Origin of the sequence: Geobacillus sp. FSL K6-3411 (genome assembly GCF_037965715.1) — a bacterium.
GTDB lineage: Bacteria > Bacillota > Bacilli > Bacillales > Anoxybacillaceae > Geobacillus > Geobacillus thermodenitrificans.
Genome location: NZ_CP150187.1, coordinates 3,062,117 through 3,088,792, shown reverse-complemented (window position 1 = coordinate 3,088,792; position 26,676 = coordinate 3,062,117). Strand labels below are relative to the sequence as shown.

The 26,676-nt window shown below is 51.5% G+C and carries 33 protein-coding genes; 23 read left to right on the top strand and 10 right to left on the bottom strand.

The annotated features are described in order from the left end of the window. Positions 1 to 708, top strand: coding sequence for an ABC transporter ATP-binding protein (locus tag NSQ22_RS15860; RefSeq protein ID WP_011888126.1), 708 nt, complete (start codon positions 1 to 3; stop codon positions 706 to 708). Between the two features lie 162 nt (positions 709 to 870). Here the strand turns inward: NSQ22_RS15860 and NSQ22_RS15855 are convergent, their stop codons facing one another. Continuing rightward, positions 871 to 1,863 (bottom strand): M23 family metallopeptidase, encoded by a 993-nt coding sequence (locus NSQ22_RS15855; RefSeq protein WP_008880211.1) that lies wholly within the window; start codon positions 1,861 to 1,863, stop codon positions 871 to 873. Positions 1,864 to 2,029: 166 nt separating this feature from the next. On the opposite strand from NSQ22_RS15855, the gene lipA reads away from it, so the two are divergent. Next, a complete protein-coding gene (gene lipA / locus NSQ22_RS15850) occupies positions 2,030 to 2,926 on the top strand; it encodes a lipoyl synthase (RefSeq protein WP_008880210.1) in 897 nt (298 codons plus the stop codon). 65 nt (positions 2,927 to 2,991) lie between these two features. Here the strand turns inward: lipA and NSQ22_RS15845 are convergent, their stop codons facing one another. Further along, the gene (locus NSQ22_RS15845) at positions 2,992 to 3,678 is read right to left on the bottom strand and encodes a YhcN/YlaJ family sporulation lipoprotein (protein WP_008880209.1); all 687 of its coding nucleotides are present in this window, start codon (positions 3,676 to 3,678) and stop codon (positions 2,992 to 2,994) included. Between the two features lie 112 nt (positions 3,679 to 3,790). Between NSQ22_RS15845 and NSQ22_RS15840 the strand changes: the two genes are divergently transcribed. Continuing rightward, positions 3,791 to 4,066 (top strand): YutD family protein, encoded by a 276-nt coding sequence (locus tag NSQ22_RS15840; protein ID WP_029761691.1) that lies wholly within the window; start codon positions 3,791 to 3,793, stop codon positions 4,064 to 4,066. Positions 4,067 to 4,200: 134 nt separating this feature from the next. Here the strand turns inward: NSQ22_RS15840 and NSQ22_RS15835 are convergent, their stop codons facing one another. Together NSQ22_RS15835 and NSQ22_RS15830 are read right to left on the bottom strand one after the other, a co-directional pair. After that, a complete protein-coding gene (locus NSQ22_RS15835) occupies positions 4,201 to 4,485 on the bottom strand; it encodes a hypothetical protein (RefSeq protein ID WP_008880207.1) in 285 nt (94 codons plus the stop codon). A 57-nt stretch (positions 4,486 to 4,542) separates the two neighbouring features. Further along, positions 4,543 to 4,812, bottom strand: coding sequence for a DUF3055 domain-containing protein (locus NSQ22_RS15830; protein WP_008880206.1), 270 nt, complete (start codon positions 4,810 to 4,812; stop codon positions 4,543 to 4,545). Between the two features lie 97 nt (positions 4,813 to 4,909). Between NSQ22_RS15830 and NSQ22_RS15825 the strand changes: the two genes are divergently transcribed. Both NSQ22_RS15825 and NSQ22_RS15820 read left to right on the top strand, forming a co-directional pair. Continuing rightward, positions 4,910 to 5,347, top strand: coding sequence for a DUF86 domain-containing protein (locus NSQ22_RS15825; RefSeq protein ID WP_011888125.1), 438 nt, complete (start codon positions 4,910 to 4,912; stop codon positions 5,345 to 5,347). A gap of 204 nt (positions 5,348 to 5,551) precedes the next feature. Continuing rightward, positions 5,552 to 6,322: a TIGR01457 family HAD-type hydrolase gene (locus tag NSQ22_RS15820; protein WP_008880204.1), complete on the top strand. Its 771-nt coding sequence runs from the start codon at positions 5,552 to 5,554 to the stop codon at positions 6,320 to 6,322. Between the two features lie 41 nt (positions 6,323 to 6,363). Here NSQ22_RS15820 and NSQ22_RS15815 read toward each other — a convergent pair whose 3' ends face one another. Further along, positions 6,364 to 6,861, bottom strand: coding sequence for a phosphatidylglycerophosphatase A (locus NSQ22_RS15815; RefSeq protein ID WP_008880203.1), 498 nt, complete (start codon positions 6,859 to 6,861; stop codon positions 6,364 to 6,366). A gap of 290 nt (positions 6,862 to 7,151) precedes the next feature. Between NSQ22_RS15815 and yutH the strand changes: the two genes are divergently transcribed. The 5 genes from yutH to thrB all read left to right on the top strand — a co-directional run bounded on the left by yutH (position 7,152) and on the right by thrB (position 12,633). Next, entirely contained in the window at positions 7,152 to 8,153 is a 1,002-nt protein-coding gene (gene yutH, locus NSQ22_RS15810) for a spore coat putative kinase YutH (RefSeq protein ID WP_171355399.1), read from the top strand. Between the two features lie 142 nt (positions 8,154 to 8,295). Then, positions 8,296 to 9,270, top strand: a complete 975-nt coding sequence (locus tag NSQ22_RS15805; RefSeq protein ID WP_087960214.1) for a D-glycerate dehydrogenase — start codon at positions 8,296 to 8,298, stop codon at positions 9,268 to 9,270. Positions 9,271 to 9,362: 92 nt separating this feature from the next. Then, the gene (locus tag NSQ22_RS15800) at positions 9,363 to 10,661 is read left to right on the top strand and encodes a homoserine dehydrogenase (RefSeq protein ID WP_008880200.1); all 1,299 of its coding nucleotides are present in this window, start codon (positions 9,363 to 9,365) and stop codon (positions 10,659 to 10,661) included. Further along, positions 10,661 to 11,722: a threonine synthase gene (gene thrC / locus NSQ22_RS15795; protein WP_087960213.1), complete on the top strand. Its 1,062-nt coding sequence runs from the start codon at positions 10,661 to 10,663 to the stop codon at positions 11,720 to 11,722. Before NSQ22_RS15800 ends, thrC begins: the two co-directional genes overlap by 1 nt. After that, positions 11,719 to 12,633, top strand: a complete 915-nt coding sequence (gene thrB / locus NSQ22_RS15790; protein ID WP_087960212.1) for a homoserine kinase — start codon at positions 11,719 to 11,721, stop codon at positions 12,631 to 12,633. Before thrC ends, thrB begins: the two co-directional genes overlap by 4 nt. Before the next feature lie 41 nt (positions 12,634 to 12,674). Here thrB and NSQ22_RS15785 read toward each other — a convergent pair whose 3' ends face one another. After that, complete coding sequence (locus tag NSQ22_RS15785; protein ID WP_011232431.1) at positions 12,675 to 12,917, bottom strand: NifU family protein; 243 nt, start codon at positions 12,915 to 12,917, stop codon at positions 12,675 to 12,677. An 84-nt stretch (positions 12,918 to 13,001) separates the two neighbouring features. Between NSQ22_RS15785 and NSQ22_RS15780 the strand changes: the two genes are divergently transcribed. Next, positions 13,002 to 13,331 (top strand): YuzD family protein, encoded by a 330-nt coding sequence (locus NSQ22_RS15780; protein WP_008881830.1) that lies wholly within the window; start codon positions 13,002 to 13,004, stop codon positions 13,329 to 13,331. 182 nt (positions 13,332 to 13,513) lie between these two features. Here NSQ22_RS15780 and NSQ22_RS15775 read toward each other — a convergent pair whose 3' ends face one another. Then, entirely contained in the window at positions 13,514 to 14,584 is a 1,071-nt protein-coding gene (locus tag NSQ22_RS15775) for an NAD(P)/FAD-dependent oxidoreductase (protein ID WP_029761688.1), read from the bottom strand. 169 nt (positions 14,585 to 14,753) lie between these two features. Between NSQ22_RS15775 and NSQ22_RS15770 the strand changes: the two genes are divergently transcribed. The 3 genes from NSQ22_RS15770 to erpA all read left to right on the top strand — a co-directional run bounded on the left by NSQ22_RS15770 (position 14,754) and on the right by erpA (position 16,409). Then, complete coding sequence (locus tag NSQ22_RS15770) at positions 14,754 to 14,993, top strand: YuzB family protein (protein WP_008881828.1); 240 nt, start codon at positions 14,754 to 14,756, stop codon at positions 14,991 to 14,993. A 131-nt stretch (positions 14,994 to 15,124) separates the two neighbouring features. Beyond that, positions 15,125 to 15,997 carry a diaminopimelate epimerase gene (dapF, locus tag NSQ22_RS15765; protein ID WP_078172654.1) on the top strand — a complete coding sequence of 291 codons (873 nt, stop codon included), beginning with the start codon at positions 15,125 to 15,127 and terminating at the stop codon, positions 15,995 to 15,997. A 46-nt stretch (positions 15,998 to 16,043) separates the two neighbouring features. Further along, a complete protein-coding gene (gene erpA / locus NSQ22_RS15760; RefSeq protein WP_008881826.1) occupies positions 16,044 to 16,409 on the top strand; it encodes an iron-sulfur cluster insertion protein ErpA in 366 nt (121 codons plus the stop codon). A 255-nt stretch (positions 16,410 to 16,664) separates the two neighbouring features. Here erpA and NSQ22_RS15755 read toward each other — a convergent pair whose 3' ends face one another. Then, positions 16,665 to 17,657, bottom strand: coding sequence for an NAD(P)/FAD-dependent oxidoreductase (locus NSQ22_RS15755; RefSeq protein ID WP_008881824.1), 993 nt, complete (start codon positions 17,655 to 17,657; stop codon positions 16,665 to 16,667). A 284-nt stretch (positions 17,658 to 17,941) separates the two neighbouring features. Between NSQ22_RS15755 and NSQ22_RS15750 the strand changes: the two genes are divergently transcribed. From NSQ22_RS15750 to NSQ22_RS15730, 5 genes are all read left to right on the top strand, one after another. Then, complete coding sequence (locus tag NSQ22_RS15750) at positions 17,942 to 19,165, top strand: NAD(P)/FAD-dependent oxidoreductase (protein ID WP_008881823.1); 1,224 nt, start codon at positions 17,942 to 17,944, stop codon at positions 19,163 to 19,165. A gap of 119 nt (positions 19,166 to 19,284) precedes the next feature. Then, entirely contained in the window at positions 19,285 to 19,788 is a 504-nt protein-coding gene (locus NSQ22_RS15745) for an NUDIX domain-containing protein (protein WP_011888115.1), read from the top strand. 122 nt (positions 19,789 to 19,910) lie between these two features. Beyond that, positions 19,911 to 20,048, top strand: a complete 138-nt coding sequence (locus tag NSQ22_RS15740) for a YuiA family protein (protein WP_008881821.1) — start codon at positions 19,911 to 19,913, stop codon at positions 20,046 to 20,048. A gap of 62 nt (positions 20,049 to 20,110) precedes the next feature. Then, positions 20,111 to 20,434, top strand: coding sequence for a YuiB family protein (locus NSQ22_RS15735; protein WP_008881820.1), 324 nt, complete (start codon positions 20,111 to 20,113; stop codon positions 20,432 to 20,434). Between the two features lie 218 nt (positions 20,435 to 20,652). After that, complete coding sequence (locus NSQ22_RS15730) at positions 20,653 to 21,312, top strand: 3D domain-containing protein (RefSeq protein WP_008881819.1); 660 nt, start codon at positions 20,653 to 20,655, stop codon at positions 21,310 to 21,312. A gap of 18 nt (positions 21,313 to 21,330) precedes the next feature. Here NSQ22_RS15730 and NSQ22_RS15725 read toward each other — a convergent pair whose 3' ends face one another. Further along, a complete protein-coding gene (locus tag NSQ22_RS15725) occupies positions 21,331 to 22,143 on the bottom strand; it encodes a cobalamin-binding protein (RefSeq protein WP_081157348.1) in 813 nt (270 codons plus the stop codon). 174 nt (positions 22,144 to 22,317) lie between these two features. On the opposite strand from NSQ22_RS15725, the gene NSQ22_RS15720 reads away from it, so the two are divergent. The 3 genes from NSQ22_RS15720 (at position 22,318) to NSQ22_RS15710 (ending at position 25,646) form a co-directional block, all read left to right on the top strand. Next, complete coding sequence (locus tag NSQ22_RS15720; RefSeq protein WP_029761683.1) at positions 22,318 to 23,811, top strand: leucyl aminopeptidase; 1,494 nt, start codon at positions 22,318 to 22,320, stop codon at positions 23,809 to 23,811. A gap of 198 nt (positions 23,812 to 24,009) precedes the next feature. Next, a complete protein-coding gene (locus tag NSQ22_RS15715) occupies positions 24,010 to 24,630 on the top strand; it encodes a DUF47 domain-containing protein (RefSeq protein ID WP_008881816.1) in 621 nt (206 codons plus the stop codon). Between the two features lie 17 nt (positions 24,631 to 24,647). Further along, entirely contained in the window at positions 24,648 to 25,646 is a 999-nt protein-coding gene (locus tag NSQ22_RS15710) for an inorganic phosphate transporter (protein ID WP_008881815.1), read from the top strand. A 35-nt stretch (positions 25,647 to 25,681) separates the two neighbouring features. Here NSQ22_RS15710 and NSQ22_RS15705 read toward each other — a convergent pair whose 3' ends face one another. Further along, positions 25,682 to 26,290, bottom strand: coding sequence for a biotin transporter BioY (locus tag NSQ22_RS15705; protein WP_008881814.1), 609 nt, complete (start codon positions 26,288 to 26,290; stop codon positions 25,682 to 25,684). Positions 26,291 to 26,494: 204 nt separating this feature from the next. Here NSQ22_RS15705 and NSQ22_RS15700 point away from each other — a divergent pair, with 204 nt between their 5' ends. Next, positions 26,495 to 26,653: a hypothetical protein gene (locus NSQ22_RS15700; protein ID WP_008881813.1), complete on the top strand. Its 159-nt coding sequence runs from the start codon at positions 26,495 to 26,497 to the stop codon at positions 26,651 to 26,653. Positions 26,654 to 26,676: the final 23 nt, after the last annotated feature.

Genomic DNA, 26,676 nt, shown 5'->3' with positions numbered 1-26,676 from the left:
ATGCTGAAAGTTGAGCAAATTGATGTGTTTTACGGCAATATTCATGCGTTAAAAGGCGTATCACTGGAAGTAAACAGCGGGGAAATCGTCACCTTGATTGGTGCAAACGGCGCCGGGAAAACAACGCTCCTAAAAACGATTTCCGGCTTATTGAAGCCAAAGCACGGCGATATTGTCTATGAGGGAGCATCCATTGCCGGCAAAGCGGCGCAGACGATCGTCAAGCAAGGCATTTCCCATGTGCCGGAAGGGCGGCGCGTGTTCGCGAACATGACAGTGGAAGAAAACTTGGAGCTTGGCGCATTTTTGCGCAAAGATAAAGAAGGCATTCAACAAGATTTTGCCAAAGTGTTTGAGCTGTTCCCGCGCCTCGAAGAACGGCGCAAGCAGCTGGCTGGAACGCTCTCGGGCGGCGAGCAGCAAATGCTTGCAATCGGCCGCGCGCTCATGGCACGTCCGAAGCTGCTGCTTTTAGATGAGCCGTCCATGGGGCTTGCGCCGTTGCTCGTTAAAACGATTTTCCGCATTATCGAAGAAATTAATCAATCTGGAACGACGATTTTGCTTGTCGAGCAAAACGCCCATATGGCGCTCTCCATTGCGGATCGCGCCTATGTCATCGAATCGGGCCGCGTTGTCCTATCGGGAACGGCGAGCGAGCTGCAGGCGAGCGAACAAGTAAAACAAGCGTATTTAGGCGGACATTGATGGCAAAGGGCGATCAGACGAAAGAGGGTGTCTCAAAAGCAACGAGACACCCTTTCTTATATGGCGGTCGAAGGCCGTGTGGGGGCGAATGCGACCGGCCGCTATGCGGACATCTTTTTTTATGGCAGTGGAAGGAAGGTTCCCTGTGCATGGCGGGGGATGTCAGCGGCGTTTTTGCCGCTGACGCTCCGCCCGCTCCCATGCTTTTAAATGCGGATACGGGTCAAACGACCACTCCGTGTAGCCGTTGTCTTTATACATGCCGTAGTGGAGGTGGGGCGGAAATTTTCCAGCCGTGCCCGGCGGGCCGTAGCCGGAGCTGCCGACCGAGCCGATGATGGTTCCCGGTTCCACGATTTGCCCTTCGTGAAGCCCGGCGGCGAAGCCGTTTAAATGGGCGAAATAATGGTACGTGTTGTTAATGTCGCGGATGCCGACGCGCCAACCGCCGTATTTGTTCCATCCTTTCAGCTCCACAATGCCGTAGCATGTCGAACGCACCGGCACGCCGTAGCCGGCGAAAATGTCGGTTCCTTCGTGGATGCGACGCCCTCCCCAGCCGCGTGCATCGCCCCATGTATCGCGATAGCTGTAATTCGCCCGCAACGGCAATGGAAACACATGGTCGTCCAATTTCAGTGTTTGATACTTTTTGTAAATTCTTGCCTTCCCTAAAATCAAATCAACAGCTTTCGCGCGTTGGTAATAATTCCAAAGCGCGATTTTTATATGGCGATGGTCGATGCCGTACGTCTGCAAATAACGGGCTATCGCCATGATCACATCCTCGTCGTCATCCGCCCGCGCCACACCATCGCCGTTCCCGTCGACTCCTAACCCACCGAACTGGGAAATCGTGAATGGGTTTGTATCGAGCGGATTTTTATTGAGTGGACCGGCCCATAGTTCCGGTTTGATATAAATGCCGAGGACACCGGTTGGCTTTGGCAAGTCGCGGCGCACTTGACGGATGTTCCGTTCATATTGGTCGATGGCCGCAAAGTAATACCACGGAATGAGCGAAACGGCTTCCGCCTTTTTATACAACTCCATGCGCCGTTCGTATACGGCGTCCTCATTTTCGGCCGCGGAAGCCGCACCGGCGGCAATGAAAACAATCGTCGCCACCCATATGGCGACAAGCCATCGGTGCACGTGGATCCCCCCTTTTCGCCCGTTTCATATGTTTAGTTTGGGGGAGAAAAGGGAAATTCATAAATGTTAAAAAGTAGAAAAGGGAAAAACGTCTTATTTTTTGTGTTTTCCCGCGCTTTTCATTATAATGAGAACTGAACAATCATGCATAACTGGAGTGAGAACAATGGCGACGAAGGAAGAACATGTCCGCAAGCCAGATTGGTTAAAAATCAAGCTGAATACGAACGAACATTATACCGGATTGAAGAAGTTGATGCGGGAAAACCGTTTACATACTGTATGCGAGGAAGCGAAATGCCCGAACATTCATGAATGTTGGGCAGTACGGCGGACCGCGACGTTTATGATTTTAGGCAGCGTCTGTACGCGCGCCTGCCGCTTTTGCGCCGTTAAAACGGGGCTGCCGACCGAGCTGGACTGGCAAGAACCGGAACGCGTCGCCGAATCCGTGCGCATCATGAACTTAAAACATGTCGTTGTCACCGCTGTGGCTCGCGATGATTTGAAAGATGGGGGAGCGGCGGTATTTGCGGAAACGGTGCGTGCCATCCGCCGGAAAAACCCGTTTACGACGATTGAAGTGTTGCCGTCTGATATGGGTGGGGTGTACGAAAACTTAAAAACGTTAATGGACGCCCGTCCTGATATTTTAAACCATAACATCGAAACGGTGCGCCGCCTGACGCCGCGGGTGCGCGCCCGCGCGACGTACGAGCGTTCGCTTGAATTTTTGCGGCGCGCGAAAGAACTGCAGCCGGATATTCCGACGAAATCAAGCATCATGATCGGTCTTGGGGAAACGAAAGAGGAAATTATTGAGGCGATGGACGATTTGCGCGCCAACCATGTCGATATTTTGACGATCGGTCAATATTTGCAGCCGACGAAAAAACATTTGAAAGTCGTCAAATATTACCATCCTGATGAATTCCAAGAGCTAAAAGAAATCGCGTTAAGCAAAGGATTCAGCCATTGCGAGGCCGGCCCGCTCGTTCGTTCATCGTACCATGCTGACGAGCAGGTGAACGAAGCAGCAAAGGCGCGGCAACTGAAGGCATAATAGCAGCTACGCAAATGAAAAACGGTCGTGCCTCTTCGTCAAGAAGGCAGACCGTTTTCTTTGCCCTAGCGTCCTTTCGGCGTCGGCCGCGGTGTGCCGTCGCGGAAGTCGCGATCGAGCTCGTCGTTTGTTTCATTGATCATTTCGCCGTTTTCATTTTCCCCGTCGTTCAGTTTTTTCCCTTGCGGATATTTCAACATTTGCTGGATGGTCGCGTCAAGAAGTTGATCGATGTTGCGCGCATTTGAATCAAGGCGTCCAAAACGCTCAATATCCTTCATCAGCTGAGGATTGTCGGCGACATACACATGGTAGTAACGGGGAACGACAGAAAGCGCCGTCTTTTTCACTTGATCGGCTGTTTGTTCCCGGTTGTTTGTATCAGCGTCATAGACGACAAGCACTTCCTCATCCGTGACTAGCGTAGCGACGTCCTTGATGTTCGGCAGCTGCGTGCACAACTTGCTAATGATATCGGCCGCTTGCTCGCGGTTGAATGACGGCATGTTATTATAGCCGTTCACATCACCGAGGGTCGGGCTTTTTTGATGACGGACGTAGCCAAAGTTGTTTAGCGGCGTGTCATCGCCATTTGGTACTCCTTTTTCATTATACAATTCGTTGCGGTCGGTGACATTGATCGTATTGCCGCTCCGCTTGTAGACGTTGGTATTTTCGTCCTGAGCCGTCTGTGCGCAGCCGGCTAGGGCGACAGCCGTTCCGAATGCAACGGCCAACCATGATCGTTTCATCGTCAGCACCCCCTTCGCTTTTAGAGTGGCACACGGTCTTCTGTTTCATAACCGTCATTGATTGGGTGCGGTGCATCGTTTATGATGAAAGTGGAAAGGCAAGGTGAGAGCGGTGATTTGCATTAACAACCATTGTTACGAACTGGTTGAAAACGTAAAAAATGGCTTTAACGAGGAAGCGTTTCGCGCCCGTTATGCGGATATTTTAGGAAAGTATGACTACATTGTCGGCGACTGGGGATACAATCAGCTTCGCTTGCGCGGCTTTTTCGATGACCATAACCAAAAGGCGACATACGATACAAAAATTAGCACACTGTCGGAGTATTTGTATGAATATTGCAATTTCGGCTGCGCCTATTTTGTGTTGCGCAAAGTGAAGCGGTAATGGTGTGGCCGGATTGCAGCGCAACGGTGCTGGGCAACAAAGATGGTTCCGAACGGAGTGCAGGCTGAGGCCGGAGCGGCGGCTGACGGTCAGCAAACATACAAAGCAGCCGCCCACTTGGAGCGGCTGCCTGCTCATTCGCCTTCGTTGTACGGAAATTGTTCGCTTTTGCGCGGATCGTCGTGCGGCGGGTGGGCCGCCGGGTCGCGCCTTGGAATGTTTTGGTGGAACGACTTAAACTCATAGTTAAAGGCGCTGTAATACCGTTGCCCTTCTTTCCAAGGCGTGCTTTTATTCTCGACTGGAGCGTCGTCGCGACGCGGTGAGCCATACGGCCCTTCCGGGAATTCTTCAGCTGTTAAAAAATTGCGCTGTTTTTCGACGACGGAAAAATCGGCATAGGTTTCCCGTTCCGCCATTCGTCTCACCTTCCTTGGTGCCGGGTTGTTTCATAAGATGCCCAAAACAGAGGAAGGTTATGAAAGACATTCGGCCAAAAAGGCGCGCAAGTCGTTGGCGTCCTGTTCGTCCAGCTGGTAGGCGTGTTCTAAATAACCAGGCTCCTCTAAATCGTCGCGGCCGAGAATAGCAAAGCGGTTGCTTTGCAAATCGAGCACGACATATTTGCCATAAAAACGATCGGTTTCCATCAAGGCCAAATCGAACCGCTGCCGTTCGCCGACAAAGCTGACAAAACGAACCGCCGCATTGACGGTGTCGTCGTACAAGTAGAACCGTTCGCCCATATTTTGAGCCCCCCTATGGTTTCGTCTCTATCCATCATAACAGACGGACGGCGAAAAGGGGAGGGGATGTGCGTAAGAAAAAAAGGAGGGATCACCCATGTATTTTGTCGATCGAAAAAAAATGGAAGAACGACTTGGTTGCATGGAGCAAATGTTGGCTTATTACAAAATGCGGGATAGTTGGGATGAGCCGTTTGAACGATTGGCGCTTGAACGGATCGCCCATGTCATCATTGAAGCGATTTTGGATGTTGGCAATGCGATGATTGACGGCTTTATTATGCGCGACCCCGGCAGCTATAATGACATTATCGACATTTTAGCCGACGAGCAAGTGATTGCGCCAGCGGACGCCGAACAGTTGAAAGCGTTCATTGCTGAGCGGAAAATGCTCGTTCATGAATATACAAACGTTGATCATGCGAAACTGCGCGCCAGCATCGATGCACACTTGTCGGCGCTTGAAGCGTATCCGAAGGCGGTGCGCGATTATCTCGAAAATGAGCTCGGTCCCGTGTCGGCGTTTCGTAATTGATCGATCGCATCGTCACACAATGGGATGAAGACTCAATACGATCCACCTTGGGGGCGCGTTTCAGCGCCGGATTCGTCGTTGGCTGACATTCGGCCAAGGAACGGTTTCAAGGATGGTGGAAAATGGTTTTTCGAACCGTTGAAGCTCATCGAGAAGCAGAGAACGAACGATTGACATCATGGCAGAAGAAGGGGAGCGAATACATTGAAACGATATAGCGGCTATTTGATCGATTTAGACGGGACGATGTACCGCGGCACGGAATGCATTGCCGAAGCGCGCGAGTTTGTCAATGAACTCCACCGCCGCGGCATTCCGTATTTGTTTGTGACCAACAACTCGTCGCGCACGCCGGCGCAAGTGGCGGAAAAGTTGCGCACATTCGGCGTGCCGGCGGAAGAGAAGCACGTTTTTACGACCAGCCAGGCGACAGCGAACTACATTTTTGAGCGAAACCCGGACGCGTCTGTTTACGTGATCGGCGAGGAAGGCATCCGTACGGCTTTGGCGGAAAAAGGGTTTCGTTTTGCTGGTGAGGACGCGACTGTCGTCGTGATCGGCATCGATCGGCAAATTACATACGAAAAGCTTGCCGTCGCTTGCCTTGCTGTCCGCAACGGCGCGATGTTCATTTCGACAAACGGTGACATCGCCTTGCCGACGGAGCGCGGGCTATTGCCAGGCAATGGAGCCATTACGTCAGTCGTCACCGTTTCGACGCAAGTGAAGCCGACGTTTATTGGCAAGCCGGAAAAAATCATCATGGAACAGGCGCTCAAAGTGCTTGGTGTTCCGAAAGAAGAGGTTCTGATGATCGGCGACTATTACGAAACGGATATTTTAGCCGGCATGAATGCGGGCATCGATACGCTTTTGGTCCATACAGGCGTCACAACGAAGGAGATGCTCGCCCGTTATGAACAACAGCCGACATATACGGCCGATTCGCTTTGTGAGTGGCTTGAACGGTTGTAAAAAAAGCGCCGCCCTCCTAAAGACAGGGGAGCGGTGCTTTTTTATTCAGCATTGGCGGCCCGGTGCGCTAAACGGCTTGACGCTGCCGCGGCGATCGCGCCGACGATGTCATCCAAAAACGTATGGCATTGACCGTTCGATTTGTCATTTAAGTATTGCAAAATGCCGGGCTTTTGTTTGTCGATATATCCGTAGTTCGTAAACCCGATGGAGCCGTAGACGTTCACGATGGAAAGGGCCAAAATTTCATCGACGCCATACAGCCCTTCATCGCGGCGGATGATCGATTGCAGCGGTTCATCCAGCTGGCCGTTCTCAGCGAGCTTATCAAGCTGAATGCCGGTTAAAATGGCGTTTTGCACTTCACGTTTCGAGATGACGCGATTGACGTTTTCGACGCATTCGTCCATCGTTAAATCCGGATGGTATTTCGATTGCAAATAATAAACAAGTTCCGCTATTTTTTCCACGGTTACCCCCCGCTCCTCCAACCAGCGGCGGGCGATTTGTTCTAAATTGTTCATAATGAATTCACTCATGTAAGTCACCTATTTCTTTTTAAAAGTCGTTTCTTATATATATGTATCATGTCATAAAACAGTCCATCATATAAAGAAAAATGCTCATCGGCCTGCATATATAAACAATAGCCCCTTTCGCCAAAAAAGGAAGGGGAGACGGTTTGTCGCACCATCATCGGAGTTCTCTGCTTGGCCGGCGTGTGACAAAAAGATGTGGTGAGAAAGCGTGAGGATGGTTGGAACGGTTGACGAGCGATGGCGTTTGGCCCAAAGACGATCATGAACCCCATCGTGACGGAGGTGCGGCGATGGAAAAATGGGTGTATGAACAGTACGGGATGCGCGTCGAGCGGCTAGAACGAAGAGGGACACATACAGCGGTTTGGCATAAACGGGAGCGCTTTCTGATCGTTCCAGCTGACGGGCGGAGCGAAGCAGAGATGGAAGAGCGCCAACAAATGAGCCGTTATTTGCGGACGAAAGGAGTGGGCAGCGTAGGGGAGCTAGTCAAAACGACGTCCGGAACGTATATCGCCACTTGGGATGGAAAGCCGATGGCACTTGTTCGGGCGCCGCTTCCGACCGCTCGCTTTCGTTCGCTCGGCCGCGAGTTGGCGGTGATCCATGAATACGGGCGCTCTTGTCCGCTGCCGATCACCGCTTGCCGGCGCATCGGCCAATGGCGGGAACTATGGGCGAAGCGGATCGACCAAATGGAGGCGTTTTGGGCGAACATGCTGGCAACGGGGCCGGCGTCGCCCTTTGACCGGCTATTTATCGAATCGTTCCCGTATTATTTAGGCTTGGCGGAAAACGCCATACAATACGTGGCAGATACGGAGCTCGATGAGGAACCGCTCCGCATCGATTATGCGGCGTTTTGTCATGAGCGGCTGCCGCAAGCCGGTTGGGTCGAAGGGGCAGAGGCGAAGCTGCCGATTGATTGGGTGTACGACCATTGCGCCCGCGATTTAGCCGAATGGGTTCGCCATTTGTACCATCAGCGCGGGCTTGGATGCCAACGGGCGGTGCGCCAGTTTTTCCAAGATTACGGACATTTATCACCGCTGTCGCCGTTTGCTTGGCGATTGATTTACGCCCGTCTGTTGTTTCCGCTTCCGTATTTTGAGTGCGTGGAATCGTATTATACCGCTGTGGATAGGAATGAGCAGGTGCGCTATGAAGGCGAGCTGCATCGTTTGCTTGATGGGTCGCATGAGTATGAACGGTTTTTGGCTTCGTTCGCTGAGATCGCCGGCATCTCAGAACGCGTGCGCTTGCCGGTGATCGAGTGGCTGCCGTCGGCGTAGAAACGGGAAGACATTCCCGTTTTTTTTTTGAGCCAAAGCGAACCGCGATGCTTTCCTGCCGGTCGCAGCCGGGACAACTTCTCATTTTTTTTTGGTAGAAGTTGTGATAAGATTTAGAAAAAATCATATGGGGGGCTGCTTGATGACAAAACCGTACGTCTTTATTACGCGAAAACTGCCAGAAGACGTTGTTGCACCGCTTTTGGCCATCGCAGAAGTAGAGATGTGGCCGCATGAAGACGTGGCTGTGCCGCGCGACGTGCTCGTGGAAAAAACGAAACGGGCGACGGCCATCTTGCCGATGGTGTCCGATCCGATCGACGAAGGTGTGTTGTCTGCTGGCTCGGCGCTCAAAGTGGTCGCCAATATGGGGGTCGGCTATGACAATATTGACGTGCCAGCGGCCACCCAGCGCGGCATTGTCGTTTGCAATACACCCGATGTGTTAACCGATACCACAGCAGATTTGACGTTTGCGCTGTTATTGGCGACCGCCCGGCGGCTTGTAGAAGCAGCTGATTTTTTGAAAGAAGGAAAATGGAAAAGCTGGAGTCCGTTTTTGCTTGCTGGCGCCGATGTTCATCATAAAACGATCGGCATTGTCGGCATGGGGAACATCGGACAAGCGGTGGCCAAGCGGGCGAAAGGGTTTGATATGAACGTGCTTTATCACAATCGTTCCCGCCGTCCGGAGGCGGAAGAGAAGCTTGGCGCGGTCTACCGCCCGTTTTTCGATTTGTTGACGGAAAGTGATTTTGTCGTCTGCTTGACGCCGCTCACCCCGGAGACGCGTCATTTGTTTAACCGCGAGGCGTTTCGGCAAATGAAACCGTCGGCCATTTTCATTAACGCGGCGCGCGGCGCGGTCGTCGATGAACAAGCGCTGTATGAGGCGCTCGTTCGTGGGGAGATCGCCGCGGCCGGATTGGACGTATTTGAAAAAGAACCGGTTGCGGCCGATCATCCGCTCGTTTCGCTTCCAAACGTCGTCGCTTTGCCGCATATTGGCAGCGCGACGTACGAAACGCGACGCGCTATGATGACGCTGGCGCGCGACAACATCATTGCCGTTCTTGAAGGACGGTCGCCATTGACGCCGGTGAATCAGCCATCGTAAAAATTTTCATTGCCAAATGGCAGATCGTCTTTTATAATGTCTACTATAAAAATACAGATGTCTACTGTACGTAAACAGAAGGGGCGGTAAGGATGGAAAAGCCAATTTTTGTTGGATTATTAGGATTAGGAACGGTCGGAAGCGGTGTAGTCAAAATTATTGAAAACCACCAAGAAAAATTGATTCACCAAGTCGGTTGTCCGGTGAAGGTGAAAAAAATCCTCGTTCGTGACGTGCAGAAACCGCGCGAGGTTGCCGTCGATTCGGCGTTGTTGACGACGAGCGCTGCGGATGTAATTGATGATCCGGATATTGATGTCATTATTGAAGTGATGGGCGGCATTGAGGAGACAAAGGAACTGTTGTTGCGGGCGCTGCGCCAAGGAAAACATGTGGTGACGGCGAACAAAGATTTAATGGCTGTTTACGGTTCGGAATTGCTTCGGGTGGCAGCTGAACACCATTGCGATTTGTTTTACGAAGCGAGCGTCGCCGGCGGCATTCCGATTTTGCGCAGCTTGGTCGACGGGTTGGCGTCGGACCGAATCACGAAGATGATGGGAATTGTCAACGGAACGACCAACTACATTTTAACGAAAATGTCGCAAAACGGTGCTTCCTATCAGGAAGTGCTGGCGGAAGCGCAGGCGCTCGGGTTCGCCGAAGCCGACCCGACATCGGACGTCGAAGGGCTTGATGCGGCACGGAAAATGGCGATTTTAGCCCGCCTTGGCTTTTCGATGGACATCGACTTGGACGATGTGCAAGTTAAGGGCATTACTCATGTAACGGAAGAAGATTTAAATTATGGGAAGCGGCTCGGTTATACGATGAAGCTCATCGGCATCGCCCAGCGTAATGGCAACAAGGTGGAAGTGAGCGTCCAACCGACGTTTCTTCCTGATTCTCATCCACTCGCTTCCGTCCATAATGAATATAACGCTGTCTATGTGTACGGAGAGGCAGTCGGGGAAACGATGTTTTACGGACCGGGGGCTGGCAGCTTGCCGACGGCGACGGCAGTCGTCTCTGACTTGGTGGCGGTAATGAAAAACATGCGCCTTGGCGTCAACGGCCATTATGCCGTCGCGCCGCAATATGAAAAACAGTTGAAAGCACCGGCGGAAATTTTCTCGAAATACTTCTTGCGCATTCATGTCAAAGACCAAGTCGGCGCGTTTGCCAAAATTACGACGCTGTTTTCCGAGCGCGGGGTGAGCTTCGAGAAAATTTTGCAATTGCCGTTGAAAGAAAACGGCTTGGCGGAAATCGTGATTGTGACACACGACGCCTCGCAGCAAGACTATGAAGACATTTTACAGCAGTTAAGCGATTTAGAAATCGTCGAGCGGGTGCAAAGCTCGTATCGGGTGGAAGGAGAGAAACGGTAATGGCATGGAAAGGGCTGCTTGACACCTACGGTGACTTTTTGCCGCTGACAGAAGCAACGCCAAGACTATCACTTTGCGAAGGGAATACGCCGCTCATCCCGCTGCCGCGTCTGTCGGAAGAGCTCGGCATTACGTTATACGTCAAGGTGGAAGGAGCGAACCCGACCGGTTCGTTTAAAGACCGCGGCATGGTGATGGCGGTGGCGAAGGCGAAAGAGGAAGGAAGCCATACGATCATTTGTGCATCGACCGGCAATACGTCCGCTTCCGCCGCCGCGTATGCCGCACGCGCCGGGATGCGCTGCCTTGTCGTCATCCCGAATGGGAAAATCGCGCTCGGCAAACTAGCACAAGCCGCCATGTACGGAGCGGAGATTTTTGCGATTGAAGGCAACTTTGACGAAGCGCTCAGTATGGTGCGTCGGCTGAGTGAAACAGCGCCGATCACGCTGGTGAACTCGGTCAACCCGTACCGCATTGAAGGGCAAAAAACGGCAGCGTTTGAAGTGTGCGACCAGCTTGGACGCGCGCCGGACGTGCTCGCCATCCCGGTTGGCAATGCGGGCAACATTACGGCCTATTGGAAAGGGTTTAAGGAGTATCATGAAGCAAAAGGAACGGGACTGCCGCAAATGCGCGGTTTTGAAGCGGAAGGAGCAGCGGCAATTGTCCGCAATCAAGTGATTGAACAGCCGGAAACGATTGCGACGGCAATTCGCATCGGCAACCCGGCGAGCTGGCAGAAAGCGGTCCAAGCGGCGAACGAATCGCGTGGAAAAATCGATGAAGTGAGCGATGAGGAAATTTTAGCAGCTTACAAACGGCTCGCGCGGACAGAAGGCATTTTTGCCGAGCCGGCGTCATGCGCCGCCATCGCCGGAGTGATCAAACAGCGCGAGCGGAATGAAATCGAGCGCGGCAGCCTCGTTGTCGCGGTTCTCACCGGCAACGGCTTGAAAGACCCGGCCGTCGCCCTCGATACCGCAGCGATTGAACCGATCGTGCTGCCGAACGATGAACAAGTCGTGCTGGAGCATTTGCAAGGGGTTGTTCATACATGAAAGAAGATGAGATGTTAAAAATCGTCGTTCCGGGAAGTACGGCGAACTTAGGGCCCGGCTTCGATTCGGTTGGGCTCGCCGTCTCCCGTTACTTAACGCTTGACGTCCGCCTGGCGAGAACGTGGTCGTTTACGCCAAAAACAGCGGAAGTAAGCGACATTCCGCGCGGGACGGACAATTTAGTATACAAAGTGGCCAATGAGACGGCGAAAGCGCATGGCCGTCAGCTGCCGAGCTGTGAGGTGGATGTATACAGCGATATTCCGTTTACGCGGGGGCTCGGAAGCAGTGCGGCAGCGGTCGTCGCTGGTATTGAGCTTGCTGATGCGCTGCTTGAATTAGGATTGACGCGCGAACAAAAAATGGAACTAGCCACTCGTTATGAAGGCCATCCCGACAATGTCGGTGCCTCGCTATACGGCGGATTGGTCATCGGTTGCTACCGCGAAGCGGGTGTGGACGTCGTTCATGTTCCGGAATTGGCTATTGAACTTGTCGCCATTATCCCGGCGTATGAATTGGAAACAAAAAAAGCGCGCGGGCAGTTGCCTGAACAATGGATGAGGCAGCAAGCGGTCGAGGCGAGCGCCATCAGCAATGTTCTTGTCGCCGCGTTGTTGACGAAAAACTGGAAACTAGCGGGTCGCATGATGGCAGCCGATTTGTTTCACCAGCCATACCGAAAATCACTTGTCCCGGAATTGGAGCGGGCCCATGCGCTGGCTGAGGAATACGAGGCGATTGGCGCCGCGTTAAGCGGGGCGGGACCGACGGTGCTTGTGTTCGCTGAACCGGGAAAAGGCGAACAGCTTGAACGGCAGCTGCGCCCGCATTTCCCTGCCTGCGAAGTCACATGGCTCGCTATCGAACCGCACGGTAGCCGCGTGTACAAACTGGCGCTTGAGGCGTAAAAAAATCCGAACAGCGGTGGGCTGTTCGGATTTTTTTGAGATTAAAACACTTGCTCGACCTCAACGACGCCTGGCACTTCTTCAAACAAGGCGCGCTCGATTCCTGCTTTTAATGTGATCGTCGAGCTTGGGCAGCTGCCGCATGCGCCGAGAAGGCGGAGTTTTACAACGCCGTCTTCCACATCGACAAGTTCGCAGTCACCGCCGTCGCGAAGCAGGAACGGGCGGAGTTTATCTAAAACTTCTTGCACTTGTTCTTTAATTTCTTGGTCCGTCATTTCCATCGACTCCTTTCCTTACTTTTTATTATAATCATGGTATCCGAAAAAATCTAATGATAAATTTTACTTTCGTAAAGGGTGACAATGATGGCGTTCAAACCGGTTGAAATTTGTGTGTATGGCGCCGAGGTGATTTGCCCGTCGTGCGTGCAGCTGCCGTCGTCGAAAGAGACGTACGAATGGCTGGAGGCTGCGCTGCGCCGCAAATACCCGGATCAGCCGTTTCACATGGTGTATGTTGATATTTTCCATCCGCCGGCTGACGATGAAGCGAAACGCTCGTTGGCGCAAACGATCGTCGAGGAGGACTGGGTGTACCCGGTCGTTGTTGTTGAGGGAACGGTTGTGGCAGAAGGCAATCCGCGATTGAAAGCCATTTATGCTGAAATGGAGAAGTACGGCTATCGTTCATCATAGCGGCAAGGCCATGCAGCGGGGGATTCCCCGCTGCCTTCCCGGTTAGACGGCCGCCTGGCAGATCAGCAAACAATGATTATTTCCATGAAAGGTGTTTGTGGCAAACATCCAGTTTTCTGAATGTAGAGAAACACTGTTTTTGTGCCGCATTTGCCATTCCATCACTAGCTCTGTAAGATGGCTTAATAGCCGTTATGGTATTTATACATCCAAAGAACGCCTGACTTTAACAGGCGCGGCACCCGGCCGGTAAGCGGGCGGTCAGCGACAAGGCCAAAGCCATGCTTTTTGCCGAGTGAACCGAGAATGCCTTTTAATTTGATCGGCGGGAATTCGCTCGGCGGCTCTTCGTCGTTCCACCGTTTTTGCATCACTTGAACGATTTGCTCCGCTTGTGCTTCAGCGAGTTGGGCGCTTGGCGAATGCGGCAAGCTCGCACAGTCGCCGACGACGTATACGTTTTCATAGCCAGGGATGTAATGCTGTTTTGTCAGTACGACGCGGCCTTGTTTATCTTTTTCCACGTTCAGTTCGCGGACGACGCGGTTTGGCTGAATGCCGGCCGTCCAGACGATGACGTCGCAAGGCACCGGCTCATCATGATTGTACAAGACGCCCGGCTCGACTTTCGTGACATTCGAATGGCGGACGATTTCGACGTGGTGTTCGACAAACCATCGTTCAACGTAATCGCTCAACCGTTTTGGGAACATCGGCAAAATGCGTTCCCCGCGGTCAAACAACTTCACGTGCAAGTCCGGGCGGCTTTCCGCCAGTTCGCTTGCCAACTCAACGCCGCTTAAGCCGGCGCCGACGATGCCGACCGTTGCTTTTGGCGGTAAGTTGTTCAGCGCTTCATAGGCAGCGCGCGCCTTGTCGATGGACTGAATGCTGTACGTGTATGCCTCAGCGCCCGGCACCCCGTGGTATTTATCTTCACAGCCCAACCCGATAACAAGTTCGTCGTAACGGATGGAGTTTCCATCCTTCAGATGGACGAGCTGTTTGTCGAGGTCGATCGAGACGACTTCGCCAAACTGGTATGTAAGTTGTGAATGTTCCGGAAATGGGACGCGAATATGGTGGTCGCTGATGGTCCCTGCGGCTAAAGCGTAATATTCTGTTTTTAAACAATGGTATGGAACGCGATCAATGAGGATAATATGAATGTCGTTTGGCACTCCATCCGGGAGAAGGCGTTGCAAAATGCGCATATTGCCGTATCCCCCGCCAAGCAGTACGAGATGTTTCATGGCTAAAGTCCCCTTTTGTTCAGTTTCTCAAGCCGCCAATGCCATAAAAAAGTATAGCGAAATTGTGACAAAAGAACAACAATTTTTCTGTCCAACCGCCTAGCGAGCATGTTCGTTGACGCCGTGGCGAAAAACCGCTACGATGGGAATCAGGAAGGTGAACACACCCATGATCTTACCAATCATCGAGTTTTGCATCAGCAACTTAGCAAGCGGATCGCAGAAAGCGATGGAAATACTCGAAAAAGATCCGAATTTGGATATTATCGAATACAGCTGCTTAAGCTATTGCACGCGTTGCGCCGATACGTTGTTTGCGCTCGTGAACGGCGAGTTTGTCAGCGGTGAGACGCCAGAGCAGCTTGTGGAAAATATTTATCGGCATCTTGAGGAAAACCCGATGTTTTAACGTAAAAAGGAGGATGCCCACAAGGTGGCATCCTCTTCAATGTATATGAAAAAACGGGGGATATTCCCATTTTGTCCAAGGGGCGGTATTGTTATACATAAGAAAGTGAAAATCATGAGGAGGGGCATACCGTGTACTCGTTTTCGTTTACGAAAATGCATGGGTTGGGGAATAGTTATATATACGTCGATCTGTTCCGTGAAACGCTTCCGGAAGAAGACCTGCCGGCGATCGCCCGCTCTGTGGCCGATGTCCACACCGGCATCGGTTCCGATGGCCTCATTCTCATTTGCCCATCGGAGCAAGCGCCAGTGAAAATGCGCATTTTTAACAGCGATGGCTCGGAAGGAAAGAACTGTGGCAACGGCTTGCGCTGTGTGGCGAAATACGCCTACGAGCATGGCATCGTCCGTGACCGCTCGTTTTTAATCGAAACGCTTTCCGGGCTCGTCGAGGCTGAAGTGACCGTGGAAAACGGCGAGGTGACGAGCGTGACGATCGATATGGGCGAGCCGCGCCTTCGGCGGAGCGCCATTCCAATGACCGGACCGGAAGCGGAGCAAGTCGTTGCCGAGTCGTTTGCGATTGACGGTCGTGAGTATGAAATTACGGCTGTATCGATGGGCAACCCGCACGTCATTTTTTATGTGGATGATATTGAAAAGGCACCAGTGACTACACTCGGCCCAGTCGTCGAAAAGGATGCCCGTTTTCCAGAAGGGGTGAACGTCGAATTTGTCGAAGTAGTCAGTGAGCGAGAGCTTCACTTTCGCGTTTGGGAGCGCGGCTCAGGCGTCACGCAGGCGTGCGGCACCGGGGCATGTGCGGCGGTTGTTGCTTCTGTGTTAAACGGCAAAACGGCGCGTGGGGTGGAAACGGTCGTTCACTTAGCTGGCGGGGATTTGACGATCACCTGGGGACACGACGGAAAAGTGCGCATGACCGGCCCAGCCGAAACGGTGTGCACCGGTGTGTATTATTACCGAGGCGGGCAGAACGGTTGAGCATCCGAAAGACAAAACGATATACTATAAGTAAGGAGGGATCGGTATGACCGAAGCGATCATTACGCTGACGGAAGCGGCAGCGTTTCAAATTAAAGACATGATGAAAGAGCAGGAAGAGGAAAACGCCTATTTGCGCGTCGGCGTCCATGGCGGTGGCTGCAGCGGGCTGTCGTACGGCATGGGGTTTGCGCACGAGCGGAACGATGATGACATCGAATTGGAACAGCACGGGATTAAAATTTTGATCGACCGCGACAGCGCCCCCATTTTGCGCGGCACGGTCATTGACTACAAACAGTCGCTCCTTGGCGGCGGGTTTACGATCAATAACCCGAACGCCATTGCAACATGCGGCTGCGGCTCGTCATTCCGCACGGCCACAAACGCCGGCACGCCGGAGCAATGTTAAACGGTTGACAATATCGAGGCGACAAACCGGTTTCTCACCATTATTGATTTCGTCTGTCGGAAGCAAGCCGATTCACTCAGTTGGCGAAAGCGGTCTATGGGAGAGTTCCAAATGGCATGGAAGGAAAAGGCCGTAAACAAGGAGACAGAGAAGTTGCCCGCTCTTGTGGCTAGAAAGGACGGCGAACAAGAGGCGGCCGCCAACGAAGGCGAACGTGCATGAACGAAAAAGCGTCCCATTCGGGACGCTCTTTGCTTAAAAAAGGGACGACGAGTGTGCCGGCTGCATCCGTGCCGTCGGGTCGATATACGTTTTGGCGCTGCTGATGGCGATCGGTGCTTCGCCGAAGCCGCAGGCGATCAGTTTAATTTTTCCGTCATATGTGCAAATGTCGCCGGCTGCATATACGCCCGGGATGTTCGTCTCCATCCGCGAGTTGACTTTGATCGAATTTTTTTCGATGTCAAGCCCCCAGTTTTTGATCGGACCGAGCGAGGAAATAAAACCGTAGTTGACAATAACGGCGTCAACATCGATCGTTTCTTTCGCTCCTTCTTTCACATGTTCGAGGACGACTTGGCGGATGCCTTGTTCATCGCCGATTAATTCAGCGGGCACGTACGGTGTTTTCACTTGTACGCGCGAATTCATCAGCTGCTCGACGCTGTGTTCATGGGCGCGGAATTTATCGCGGCGATGAACGATCGTGACGCTTGCAGCGATCGGTTCGAGCATGAGCGACCAGTCGACTGCCGAGTCACCCCCGCCGCAGACGAGCACACGCTTCCCAGCAAACTGTTGTAAGTCGCTAATAAAATAATGCAAGTTTTTCCCTTCATATTGGGAAGCGCTATCAATCTCGAGCCGACGCGGCTGAAAAGCTCCGTTTCCAGCGGTGATAATGACGGTTTTCGAATAGTGGATCTCTTTGTCTGTTGTGAGTTTGAACGTTCCGTCTTCTTGTTTTTCCAGCATTTCCACTGACTGGTTCAAGCAAATGGTGGGCGAAAATCTGCTTAGCTGTTCTTTCAGTTGATCAACGAGTTCTTGGGCGCGCACTTTTGGGAATCCAGCGATGTCGTATATGTATTTTTCCGGATATAAAGCGGCCAGTTGCCCACCTAACTGAGGAAGGCTTTCGATGATCTTCACGTTCATTTGGCGTAAGCCGCCGTAAAACGCAGCAAACATCCCAGTCGGCCCGCCGCCGATCACCGTTACATCATACACGTTCCGATCTTCTCTCACCGACATTCCTCCCTGCATAAAATAATGGCACTACAAGTTTATCTTACCATAAATGTAGGCGGTTATAACGTTCAATTTTTTTGTTGATGCAGTCGAAAAAAAGGCTTGAAAAGAGGAGCAAAAAGAACTAATATTGTTGTGGAGAGATTGTTAATTTTTTGTGACAGTCTATCGACATTTTTTTGTAGAATAACGTGAATATTTTCACAAACTTCGTTCAATAAAAACGGGGATAGCAGCAAAAGCTATAAGAAACGCGTGGAAAAAAATTAAAAAGGGTGGAAGTGATTCAGGTGAGAAAACCAAATGTCGTCATTTTAGGGGCCGGTTATGGCGGACTCATGACTACGGTTCGCCTGCAAAAGCTTATCGGGGTGAACGAGGCGAATATTACGTTAGTGAACAAGCATGACTATCATTATGAGACAACTTGGCTTCATGAAGCATCGGCTGGGACGTTGCACCATGACCGCGTCCGCTATCCGATCGCTGATGTCATCGACCGAAACAAAGTAAAATTTATTAAAGACACTGTCACAAAAATCGCTCCGAATGAAAAGAAAGTGCTGCTCGAAAATGGCGAATTGGAGTACGATTACCTTGTCATCGCCCTTGGGTTTGAATCGGAAACGTTCGGCATTAAAGGATTGAAAGAATACGCATTTTCGATCGCCAATGTCAATGCAGCGCGGCAAATTCGCGAACATATTGAGTATCAATTTGCGACGTACAATGTGGAAGAGGAAAAGAAAGACGAGCGGCTGACGATCGTTGTCGGCGGGGCAGGGTTCACCGGCATCGAGTTTTTAGGCGAACTCGTCAACCGGATTCCGGAGTTGTGCCGCGAGTATGACATTGATCCGAACAAAGTGCGCATCATTTGCGTTGAAGCGGCGCCGACGGCGTTGCCAGGCTTTGATCCGGAGCTTGTTGAATACGCGGTCAGCCAGCTTGAACGCAAAGGGGTCGAATTTAAAATCGGCACGGCGATTAAAGAGTGCACACCGGATGGAATCATTGTCGCCAAAGGTGACGAAGTCGAGGAAATTAAAGCGGGTACCGTCGTTTGGGCCGCTGGCGTCCGCGGCAGCAGCGTTCTTGAACAATCCGGGTTTGAAACGATGCGCTCGCGCATTAAAGTCGACCCGTTCTTGCGCGCTCCTGGTTATGAAGACATTTTCGTCGTTGGTGACTGTGCGCTCATCATTAATGAAGAAACGAACCGTCCGTATCCGCCAACGGCTCAAATCGCAATGCAAGAAGGCCAGCTGTGTGCGAAAAACTTGGCCGTGCTCATCCGCGGTCAAGGGGAACTCGAGTCGTTCAAACCCGATATTAAAGGGACGGTCTGCTCGCTTGGCCATGATGATGCGATCGGTGTTGTATTCGGCAAAAAATTGTGGGGAACGAAGGCTAGCTTCATGAAAAAAGTGATTGACAACCGCGCCTTGTATTTAATCGGCGGTTCGTCGCTTGTCATGAAAAAAGGGAAATTTAAATTTTTCTAATCGGTCACGAAAGCTTCCGCGATGGCGGAAGCTTTTTTGTTATGGCAAAAAACAGGGAACGGCCGCTTCTTTGTCGAAATACAAATCGTGTCAAACGATATGGAAAAAGGATGAGGACAATGAACAACAAACGCGGAAACGTATGGATTGCGGCAGCCGGGCTCGTCATCAATGAAGCAGGGGAGTGGCTTGTCGTTAAGAAAAAATATAGCGGACTGAAAGGAAAATGGTCGCTGCCGGCCGGGTTTGTCCAGCCGGGGGAAATGCTTGATGAAGCAGCTGTCCGGGAAGTGAAGGAAGAAACAGGGATCGACGCCGAACCGGTCGCCTTTCTCGGCTTGCGCACCGGTGTCATCAATGAAGAAATCAGTGACAATATGGCCATTTTTCTTCTTCGTCCGCGCTCGAAAGACATTACCGTGCAGAAAGATGAGCTGCATGCAGCAGCGTTTTTAAGTAAAGAGGCGCTTAGCAACGATCCAGCGACATCAGGGCTGATTCGCTATTTGTTGGCGTTGGAACCGTTGGCCTCTCTTTCCCCCCATGATGGCTTAAACCCAGGTGATCCATTCGGGTACACGAAATACCGCCTTTATTTTAAATCATCAAAATATAAAGAATAATCAAGAAAACAAAAGTAAGATGCAGATGTATTCGCTTACATGAACAAAAATAAGGGAGAATCGTTGTTTGTTTTTACAGAAAATTTTGATATATTAACAGAAAAGAAGTGGAGGGGACATCAATGAGAAGAACGGTTACGATTAACGCTTGCCCGTATTGTGAGGGACACGGGTACGTCCAGCTCTTACTAGGCGGCTCGGAGACGTGCTACGGTTGCCAAGGAACAGGAAGTGAGCCAGAAGAAGACGACAAGCATTGACATTGACTGTCATCCGCCCATCCAGTACACTGAAAAAGAGTGTAAGGGAGGTTTGAGGGCGGATGCAAATGAGTTTGCCGGTTGTGCTGATTTCTATGCTTTTATTTTTCGTCTTATTTTTTGGCATTGGGTTTTTGTTAAATATGTTGCTGCGCATGACATGGATTATGGCCGTTTGTTTTCCGATCGTCGCGATCTTCATTATTGACGATGTGCCTTGGACTCGTTATTTGACCGCACCGTCTGATTCGTTCGCAGCACTCGGCCGGAAAATCACTTCATTGGCAGCCGCCGATTTGTTGATTTTGTCTAGCGGCTTTGCCGGCGCTCTTTGTGCTGGGTGGGCGATTCGGACGTTAAGGGCAAAAGGATATCAAATGTTTTAAAGCGCCTCCGCGCAAGCGGGGGCGTTTTTATTTTTGCTTAACGTATGCGCCCATGGCCGTTTTCGTGCTCAATGGATAGGCGAATGTTTCGGTGAATAAAGCCTTTATGATGCGAGGAGAGAAACAAAAATCGGAAACGGATGTTTCTGAAAAAACAGTTTTTCGTTTTTTGTGTTTCTTGCAATGAATATTTCGATTTTGGATGGAGATAAATAGAGATGTGGGAGGAGTTGAGGACATTGGATTGTTTTAGGCAAATGGCACGCCGAATCGCGATGACGCTGTTGTTCATCATGGCGTTGCTCTCTACATTTCAATCCATTTCCGGGGTTGAAGCAAACACAGTTCTCCGTCCCTTGCTTATTGGTTCACCAGCAGATCATGAACCGGATCGGGGAGTGAAAGGAAGCGCCAAAAGCAACAACGGATCCGCCCCGCGGCTTGAGGAACAGTTTGACTGGTCGAAATATCCGTCGGTTGAAGTCATAGCCACCGGCTATACGGCCGGCGTCGAATCGACCGGGAAAACCCCTGATCATCCTGAGTACGGCATTACGTACTCGGGAGTGCGTGTGAAACGTGACCTTTATTCAACGATTGCGGCGGATTTAAGCATTTTTCCGATTGGCACGATTTTGTTTATCCCTGGTTATGGCTTCGGTGTTGTAGCCGATAAAGGCGGGGCGATCAAAGGCCACCGCATTGACTTATACTATGAAACGGTCGAAGATGTATATAAATATTGGGGAAAAAAGAAAGTGAAAGTTTACATTGTGCAAAAAGGAAACGGCACGTTGTCCGAGGAAGAGTTGACGCGGCTGAATGAGGATGAAACGATGCAAGTGTTCCGCCAGCAATACTTAGAGTCGAAAAGTTAATAGAGGGGCTCCCGCCCGTCAGCGATCGAAGAGCGGGTCGCTGTCGTCAGCGGGAGGGAACAGCGCCGGATGCAACAGCGGCGCTAATTTTTTTAATCCGACAAGCAGGCGTGGCGACGGCCGGCAATAAAGCGCCTCCTCGAGCAGATGGATGCGTCCGGTGCGGACCGCCTCGGTTTGTTCTGCGTTTGGGCGCTTGGTCACGGCATTTGCGTTCATTTTTTTTGTTTGCACGCCGACCCACACAAGCAAAATGTGCGACGGGTTGCGGGCGACGACTTCGTCCCATTCCGTCTGGACGCTCGCTTTGGCACAGTCGGCGAAAATATTGCGTCCGCCGGCGAGTTCGCTGAGCTCGCTCAGCCAGTTGGCACCGCCTGGGGTAAACAATGGGCGCGGCCACCATTCCCAATACAGGCGGGCCGGTTCGGTGACAGCGGCTGCCCGTTCGCGGTACTCGTTCAGACATTCATGGTAGCGGCGAGCCAGTTCAGCCGCTTTTTGTTTTTCACCGAGCGCTTCCCCCAATCGAAGGAGATCAGAGGCAATGTCGTCAAGCGAATGGGGTGCCAGCACGAGATGGGGAAGGCGGCGGCGCGCGAGTTCCTCGACGTTGCGCTCCATCCCAGGCACGCTTAAGGAGGCGACGACGAGATCCGGTTTGAGCGCCTCGACTTCATCCATATCGATGCGCAAATCCGGCCCGACGGTTGGCAGCTGCTTTACTGCGGGCGGCCAGTCGGAAGACTGGTCAACGGCGATGACATCATCGAGCCGGCCAAGGTAGGCGAGCATTTCCGTATTGCTCGGGCAAAGAGAAACGATTCTCATGGGCGCTAGTCCTTTCTTCATCCATCGTTTTTTTACTCATTCGCCTTGTCTCATCATTTTCCCTTCCGTTTTTCTAGTAAAAGAAAAGAGGGAAAATCCATTAGACAATCGAAATAATCGCCATGTTTCGCTATAATGAGAAATGGAATGAATCACCATGAAAGGGATGAAAGAATGTTTACGGTAAAACCATGGTCATCGGCAGAAGTGGTGCACGAGGCGTTGGCTATTGGATTGTTTGAGGGGAAAGATTCGTGGTCTGGGCTTGCCGGCGAGTACGATTCCCGTCTCGGTGGACAGTTGTCCAACCTGCGGAAAGAAGGCGACATTTCCGCCAAACGGGGGCGCATTGCCACCATTCATACGATGTTGCCGACCGGAGTCAAGCGGCTGTATTTTGTTGGTTTTGGCAAAAAAGAAGAACTGACGTTTGAACGGCTTCGTGAAGTGTTCGGCAAGCTGTTTCGCACATGGAAGCAGGCGAAACGGACCGAGGCCGCGATCGCTCTTGACACATTTACGACAGAAACGGTCGATCCGAACGAGGCGGCGCATGCGTTAGCTGAGGCGTACTATTTGGCGACATATGAGTTCCCAGGCTATAAGCAGAAAAAGTCGGAACCAGACTATGCGCTTGAATCGCTCACCGTATATACGGCGGCCGATGCGGCAGAAATCGAGGCAAGCTTATTTGTCGGCTCCGTGTACGGGAAGGCGACCAACTCAGCGCGCACGCTCGTCAATACGCCGGGCAATTTGCTGACGGCATCCGATTTGGCTGATTATGCCGTGGAGTTGGCGAAACGGTACGATTTTGACTATGAAATTTTGGAAAAAGAAGAGATGGAGCGGCTCGGTATGGGCGCGCTATTGGCGGTCAATCAAGGGTCAAAGCAGCCGCCCAAGCTGATCGTTCTAAAATACCAAGGAAAAGAGCAATGGGAGAACGTGATCGGCCTCGTCGGCAAAGGGGTGACATTTGATACGGGAGGATATTGCCTGAAGCCGCGCGACAGCATGATCGACATGAAAACAGATATGGGCGGCGCCGCCGCGGTGCTCGGTGCCATGGAAGCGATCGGCGAACTCCGTCCGGAGCAAAACGTGCTCGCCGTCATTCCGGCAACCGACAACATGATTAGTGCTGAGGCGTTTAAGCCGGATGACGTCATTACATCGCTTTCCGGAAAAACGATTGAAGTGAGAAACACGGATGCTGAAGGACGGCTCATTTTGGCCGATGCGATCACCTACGCGAAACAGCATGGCGCTCGTTATTTGATTGATGTTGCTACGTTGACCGGCGGAGTGATCGTTGCGCTTGGCACGGATAAAACCGGTGCGATGACGAACAACGAAGCGCTGTTTGAACAGCTGCTGGAAGCATCCATGGAGACCGGGGAATTCATTTGGCGGCTGCCGATTACGGAAAAAGACCGCGAGCGGGTGCGAAGCAGCAAAATTGCTGATTTAAACAATTCTCCAGGACGTGAAGGGCACGCGATTATGGGCGGGGCGTTCATCGGCGAATTTGCTGAAGACACACCGTGGGTGCATTTAGATATTGCCGGCACGGCGACCACGAAGAAAGACGGTGATCTCGGCCCAGCCGGGGCGACGGGTGTAATGGTGCGAACGCTGACGGCGTTTGTCGAACGATTTGAATAAGCGGTTGAAGAGCTGGAGCGAAGTTGCATAGCTCCAGCTTTCTTTTGGCACGCTACATAGTACAAAGAGGCGAACAAAACGTAAAGGGAATGTAAATTTCGTGTAAAGTTTCTTATTTGCTTATTGTAAATGAAGTTGAAATTGTTAAAATAGGTAGCGGTGATTTTTTTTTGATTCCAACAATGGAGGGTGTCCGGTATGATTTTTTCGCCAAAAAAGGACGTTTTCTTCGACATGTTGTTCACGATCTCCGAAAATGTAAAGGAAGCGGCTCAATATTTTGTTGAGTATAAAATTCAAAGTGTGAGCGACTTGAAAGAATTCGCCCGCGTCATGAAGGAGTATGAACGGAAAGGCGATTCATACATCCATGAACTCGTCGTTCATTTAAACAAAACGTTTATTACGCCGATTGAGCGGGAAGACATCCACCAATTAGCAATGAAAATGGACGATGTACTTGATGGCTTTGAGCAATGTTCGGCTCGGTTCGAAATGTTCTCGTTTACGGATATTGACGAACATATGGTGAAGTTTTTCGACTACATTTATCAAAGCACGATCGAAATTGTGCATGCCTTAGAGCTGCTTTCGCATAAAAAATTGCTCGATATGCGTCAACACGCCATTAAGATTAAAGACTATGAAACAAAATGTGACGAAATTTTGCGCGCTTCGATCAAAAACTTGTTTGTGACGCAAAAAGATCCGATTAAGCTCATCCAATATAAAGAGCTTTATGAAATGCTTGAAGAGATTGCCGATAGCTGTGAAGATGTCGCCAATACGCTTGAAACGATCATCATGCGCAACGCATAAAAGGGGACGTTGTTTTCATGGATATGATCCTTGTCTTGACGGTATTAATTGTCGTTTTTGCGCTGGCGTTTGACTTTATTAACGGCTTCCATGACACAGCCAACGCCATCGCCACTTCTGTATCGACAAGAGCGCTCACGCCGCGCCGCGCGATCTTTTTAGCTGCTACGATGAACTTCATTGGTGCCTTGACATTTACGGGCGTGGCCAAAACGATTACGAAAGACATCGTCGATCCATTTGCCTTAGAAAACGGACCGGTCATTATTTTAGCCGCCCTCACGTCAGCGATCGCTTGGAACTTGATTACTTGGTATTACGGCATTCCGAGCAGCTCCTCGCACGCGCTGATCGGTTCGATTGCCGGAGCGGCGATTTCCGCGGCTGGGTTTGGGATTTTAAACTACAGCGGATTTTTGAAAATTTTACAATCGCTCATCTTTTCGCCGTTCTTGGCGTTAGCAGTCGGCTTTGTCGTTATGACGATTTTTCGCATTATCTTTAAAAACGCGAACTTATACAGCACGACGAGAGGTTTTCGGCTGTTTCAAATCGTAACCGCCTCATTGCAGGCGTATACGCATGGGACGAACGACGCCCAAAAAGCGATGGGGATCATTACGATGGCATTGATCGCCGGCGGATATCACGCGACGACCGACATCCCTGAGTGGGTGCGCATTTCCGCTGCTACAGCGATGGGGCTTGGGACAGCCGTCGGTGGATGGAAAATCATTAAAACGGTCGGCGGAAAGATCATGAAAATCCGCCCGATTAACGGGGCAGCAGCCGACTTATCATCCGCACTCATCATTTTTTCAGCAACCACGTTCCATCTGCCGGTTAGTACGACGCACGTCATTTCCTCGGCGATTATGGGGGTTGGTGCCGCTCAGCGGGTGAAAGGAGTCAAATGGGGCGTCGCCCGCCGGATTGTGCTCACATGGATCATCACATTGCCGATTTCGGCGTTAATTGCTGCTTTTCTATACCAAGTGTTCAATTTGTTTTTCTAACGAGAGATGCGCCTGCTATAAACAGGCGCGTTTTTTTATGCGGCGGGCCGGCTTGCGGAAACGGATCGGCCAATCGCCCGACAAAGACGTGGGGCGATCAAACCGGCGACGACTGATAACACAATATCTTTCGGCAGCGGAGCGAGCATCCACCCCCACACCATTTGATACGACAACCCTTCCGGTGCTTCGGCCCATAATTGATACGCCATATACATCCAGTTCGTGCCGATGACATAGTTGATCACCATGCCGATGAGCGCTGCGGTGATAAAGCGGGCGGTTGACGCCGGCTGCGGGCCGCGATTGATGATCCAACCGGTCGCATAAGCGGAGGCGATAAATGAAAGAATAAAGCCAAATGTCGGTTTGAACATCATCGATAATCCGCCGTTGAGGCCGGCGAACACCGGTACGCCCGCAAGGCCGACGAGCATATACACAGTCATTGCGACCGCACCGAGCCGCCGCCCTAATACGGCACCGGCAAGCACGCAAAAGAACGTTTGCAACGTGATCGGCACGCCGCCGACAACAAGAAACGGCACCCATGACGTGATGTTTGCACCGATTGCCATCAAGGCGACGAACATGGCGGCGAGCGTCATATCGAGCGGGCGAAGGGAAGTCTGTTGTCCGTCCATATGTAAACCTCCTTTTGTTTTTAAGTTAACAAAATCATATCGAACAAACGGTTGACTGTCAATCCTCTTTTTTCGACGGATGATGTGATTCGCCGCGGGGCATGCTAAACAAAAGCGCTGTCCTCAAGCTGCCATGTTGCGAGAAGGAGCGACATAAACGGATCAAGGGCGATGAGAGCAAGGAAAACGAAAGGAGGGATCGCGATGGAGCGGTTTATGCCTGATGAGGAGATAAGATGGGCGAGCAAAATGGGGGCAAACGAAGACATCATTCATACAAGCAAAAATGACGACGGCTACGATTTGCGCACCCCGGCGGAAATCGGCAAGCGGCAGCCGTTTGATGAAAACGACAATGCGTGAAGGAGCACGGATGGATCGGACCT

Excerpts from the sequence above, each read along its gene's own strand:
- NSQ22_RS15860 (WP_011888126.1), top strand. The coding sequence starts at position 1 with ATGCTGAAAGTTGAGCAAATTGATGTGTTTTACGGCAATATTCATGCG.
- lipA (WP_008880210.1), top strand. The coding sequence starts at position 2,030 with ATGGCGACGAAGGAAGAACATGTCCGCAAGCCAGATTGGTTAAAAATC.
- NSQ22_RS15845 (WP_008880209.1), bottom strand. The coding sequence starts at position 3,678 with ATGAAACGATCATGGTTGGCCGTTGCATTCGGAACGGCTGTCGCCCTA.
- NSQ22_RS15835 (WP_008880207.1), bottom strand. The coding sequence starts at position 4,485 with ATGGCGGAACGGGAAACCTATGCCGATTTTTCCGTCGTCGAAAAACAG.
- NSQ22_RS15830 (WP_008880206.1), bottom strand. The coding sequence starts at position 4,812 with ATGGGCGAACGGTTCTACTTGTACGACGACACCGTCAATGCGGCGGTT.
- NSQ22_RS15825 (WP_011888125.1), top strand. The coding sequence starts at position 4,910 with ATGTATTTTGTCGATCGAAAAAAAATGGAAGAACGACTTGGTTGCATG.
- NSQ22_RS15815 (WP_008880203.1), bottom strand. The coding sequence starts at position 6,861 with ATGAGTGAATTCATTATGAACAATTTAGAACAAATCGCCCGCCGCTGG.
- yutH (WP_171355399.1), top strand. The coding sequence starts at position 7,152 with ATGGAAAAATGGGTGTATGAACAGTACGGGATGCGCGTCGAGCGGCTA.
- NSQ22_RS15805 (WP_087960214.1), top strand. The coding sequence starts at position 8,296 with ATGACAAAACCGTACGTCTTTATTACGCGAAAACTGCCAGAAGACGTT.
- NSQ22_RS15800 (WP_008880200.1), top strand. The coding sequence starts at position 9,363 with ATGGAAAAGCCAATTTTTGTTGGATTATTAGGATTAGGAACGGTCGGA.
- thrC (WP_087960213.1), top strand. The coding sequence starts at position 10,661 with ATGGCATGGAAAGGGCTGCTTGACACCTACGGTGACTTTTTGCCGCTG.
- thrB (WP_087960212.1), top strand. The coding sequence starts at position 11,719 with ATGAAAGAAGATGAGATGTTAAAAATCGTCGTTCCGGGAAGTACGGCG.
- NSQ22_RS15785 (WP_011232431.1), bottom strand. The coding sequence starts at position 12,917 with ATGGAAATGACGGACCAAGAAATTAAAGAACAAGTGCAAGAAGTTTTA.
- NSQ22_RS15780 (WP_008881830.1), top strand. The coding sequence starts at position 13,002 with ATGGCGTTCAAACCGGTTGAAATTTGTGTGTATGGCGCCGAGGTGATT.
- NSQ22_RS15775 (WP_029761688.1), bottom strand. The coding sequence starts at position 14,584 with ATGAAACATCTCGTACTGCTTGGCGGGGGATACGGCAATATGCGCATT.
- NSQ22_RS15770 (WP_008881828.1), top strand. The coding sequence starts at position 14,754 with ATGATCTTACCAATCATCGAGTTTTGCATCAGCAACTTAGCAAGCGGA.
- erpA (WP_008881826.1), top strand. The coding sequence starts at position 16,044 with ATGACCGAAGCGATCATTACGCTGACGGAAGCGGCAGCGTTTCAAATT.
- NSQ22_RS15745 (WP_011888115.1), top strand. The coding sequence starts at position 19,285 with ATGAACAACAAACGCGGAAACGTATGGATTGCGGCAGCCGGGCTCGTC.
- NSQ22_RS15740 (WP_008881821.1), top strand. The coding sequence starts at position 19,911 with ATGAGAAGAACGGTTACGATTAACGCTTGCCCGTATTGTGAGGGACAC.
- NSQ22_RS15735 (WP_008881820.1), top strand. The coding sequence starts at position 20,111 with ATGCAAATGAGTTTGCCGGTTGTGCTGATTTCTATGCTTTTATTTTTC.
- NSQ22_RS15730 (WP_008881819.1), top strand. The coding sequence starts at position 20,653 with ATGTGGGAGGAGTTGAGGACATTGGATTGTTTTAGGCAAATGGCACGC.
- NSQ22_RS15725 (WP_081157348.1), bottom strand. The coding sequence starts at position 22,143 with ATGAGAATCGTTTCTCTTTGCCCGAGCAATACGGAAATGCTCGCCTAC.
- NSQ22_RS15720 (WP_029761683.1), top strand. The coding sequence starts at position 22,318 with ATGTTTACGGTAAAACCATGGTCATCGGCAGAAGTGGTGCACGAGGCG.
- NSQ22_RS15715 (WP_008881816.1), top strand. The coding sequence starts at position 24,010 with ATGATTTTTTCGCCAAAAAAGGACGTTTTCTTCGACATGTTGTTCACG.
- NSQ22_RS15710 (WP_008881815.1), top strand. The coding sequence starts at position 24,648 with ATGGATATGATCCTTGTCTTGACGGTATTAATTGTCGTTTTTGCGCTG.
- NSQ22_RS15705 (WP_008881814.1), bottom strand. The coding sequence starts at position 26,290 with ATGGACGGACAACAGACTTCCCTTCGCCCGCTCGATATGACGCTCGCC.
- NSQ22_RS15700 (WP_008881813.1), top strand. The coding sequence starts at position 26,495 with ATGGAGCGGTTTATGCCTGATGAGGAGATAAGATGGGCGAGCAAAATG.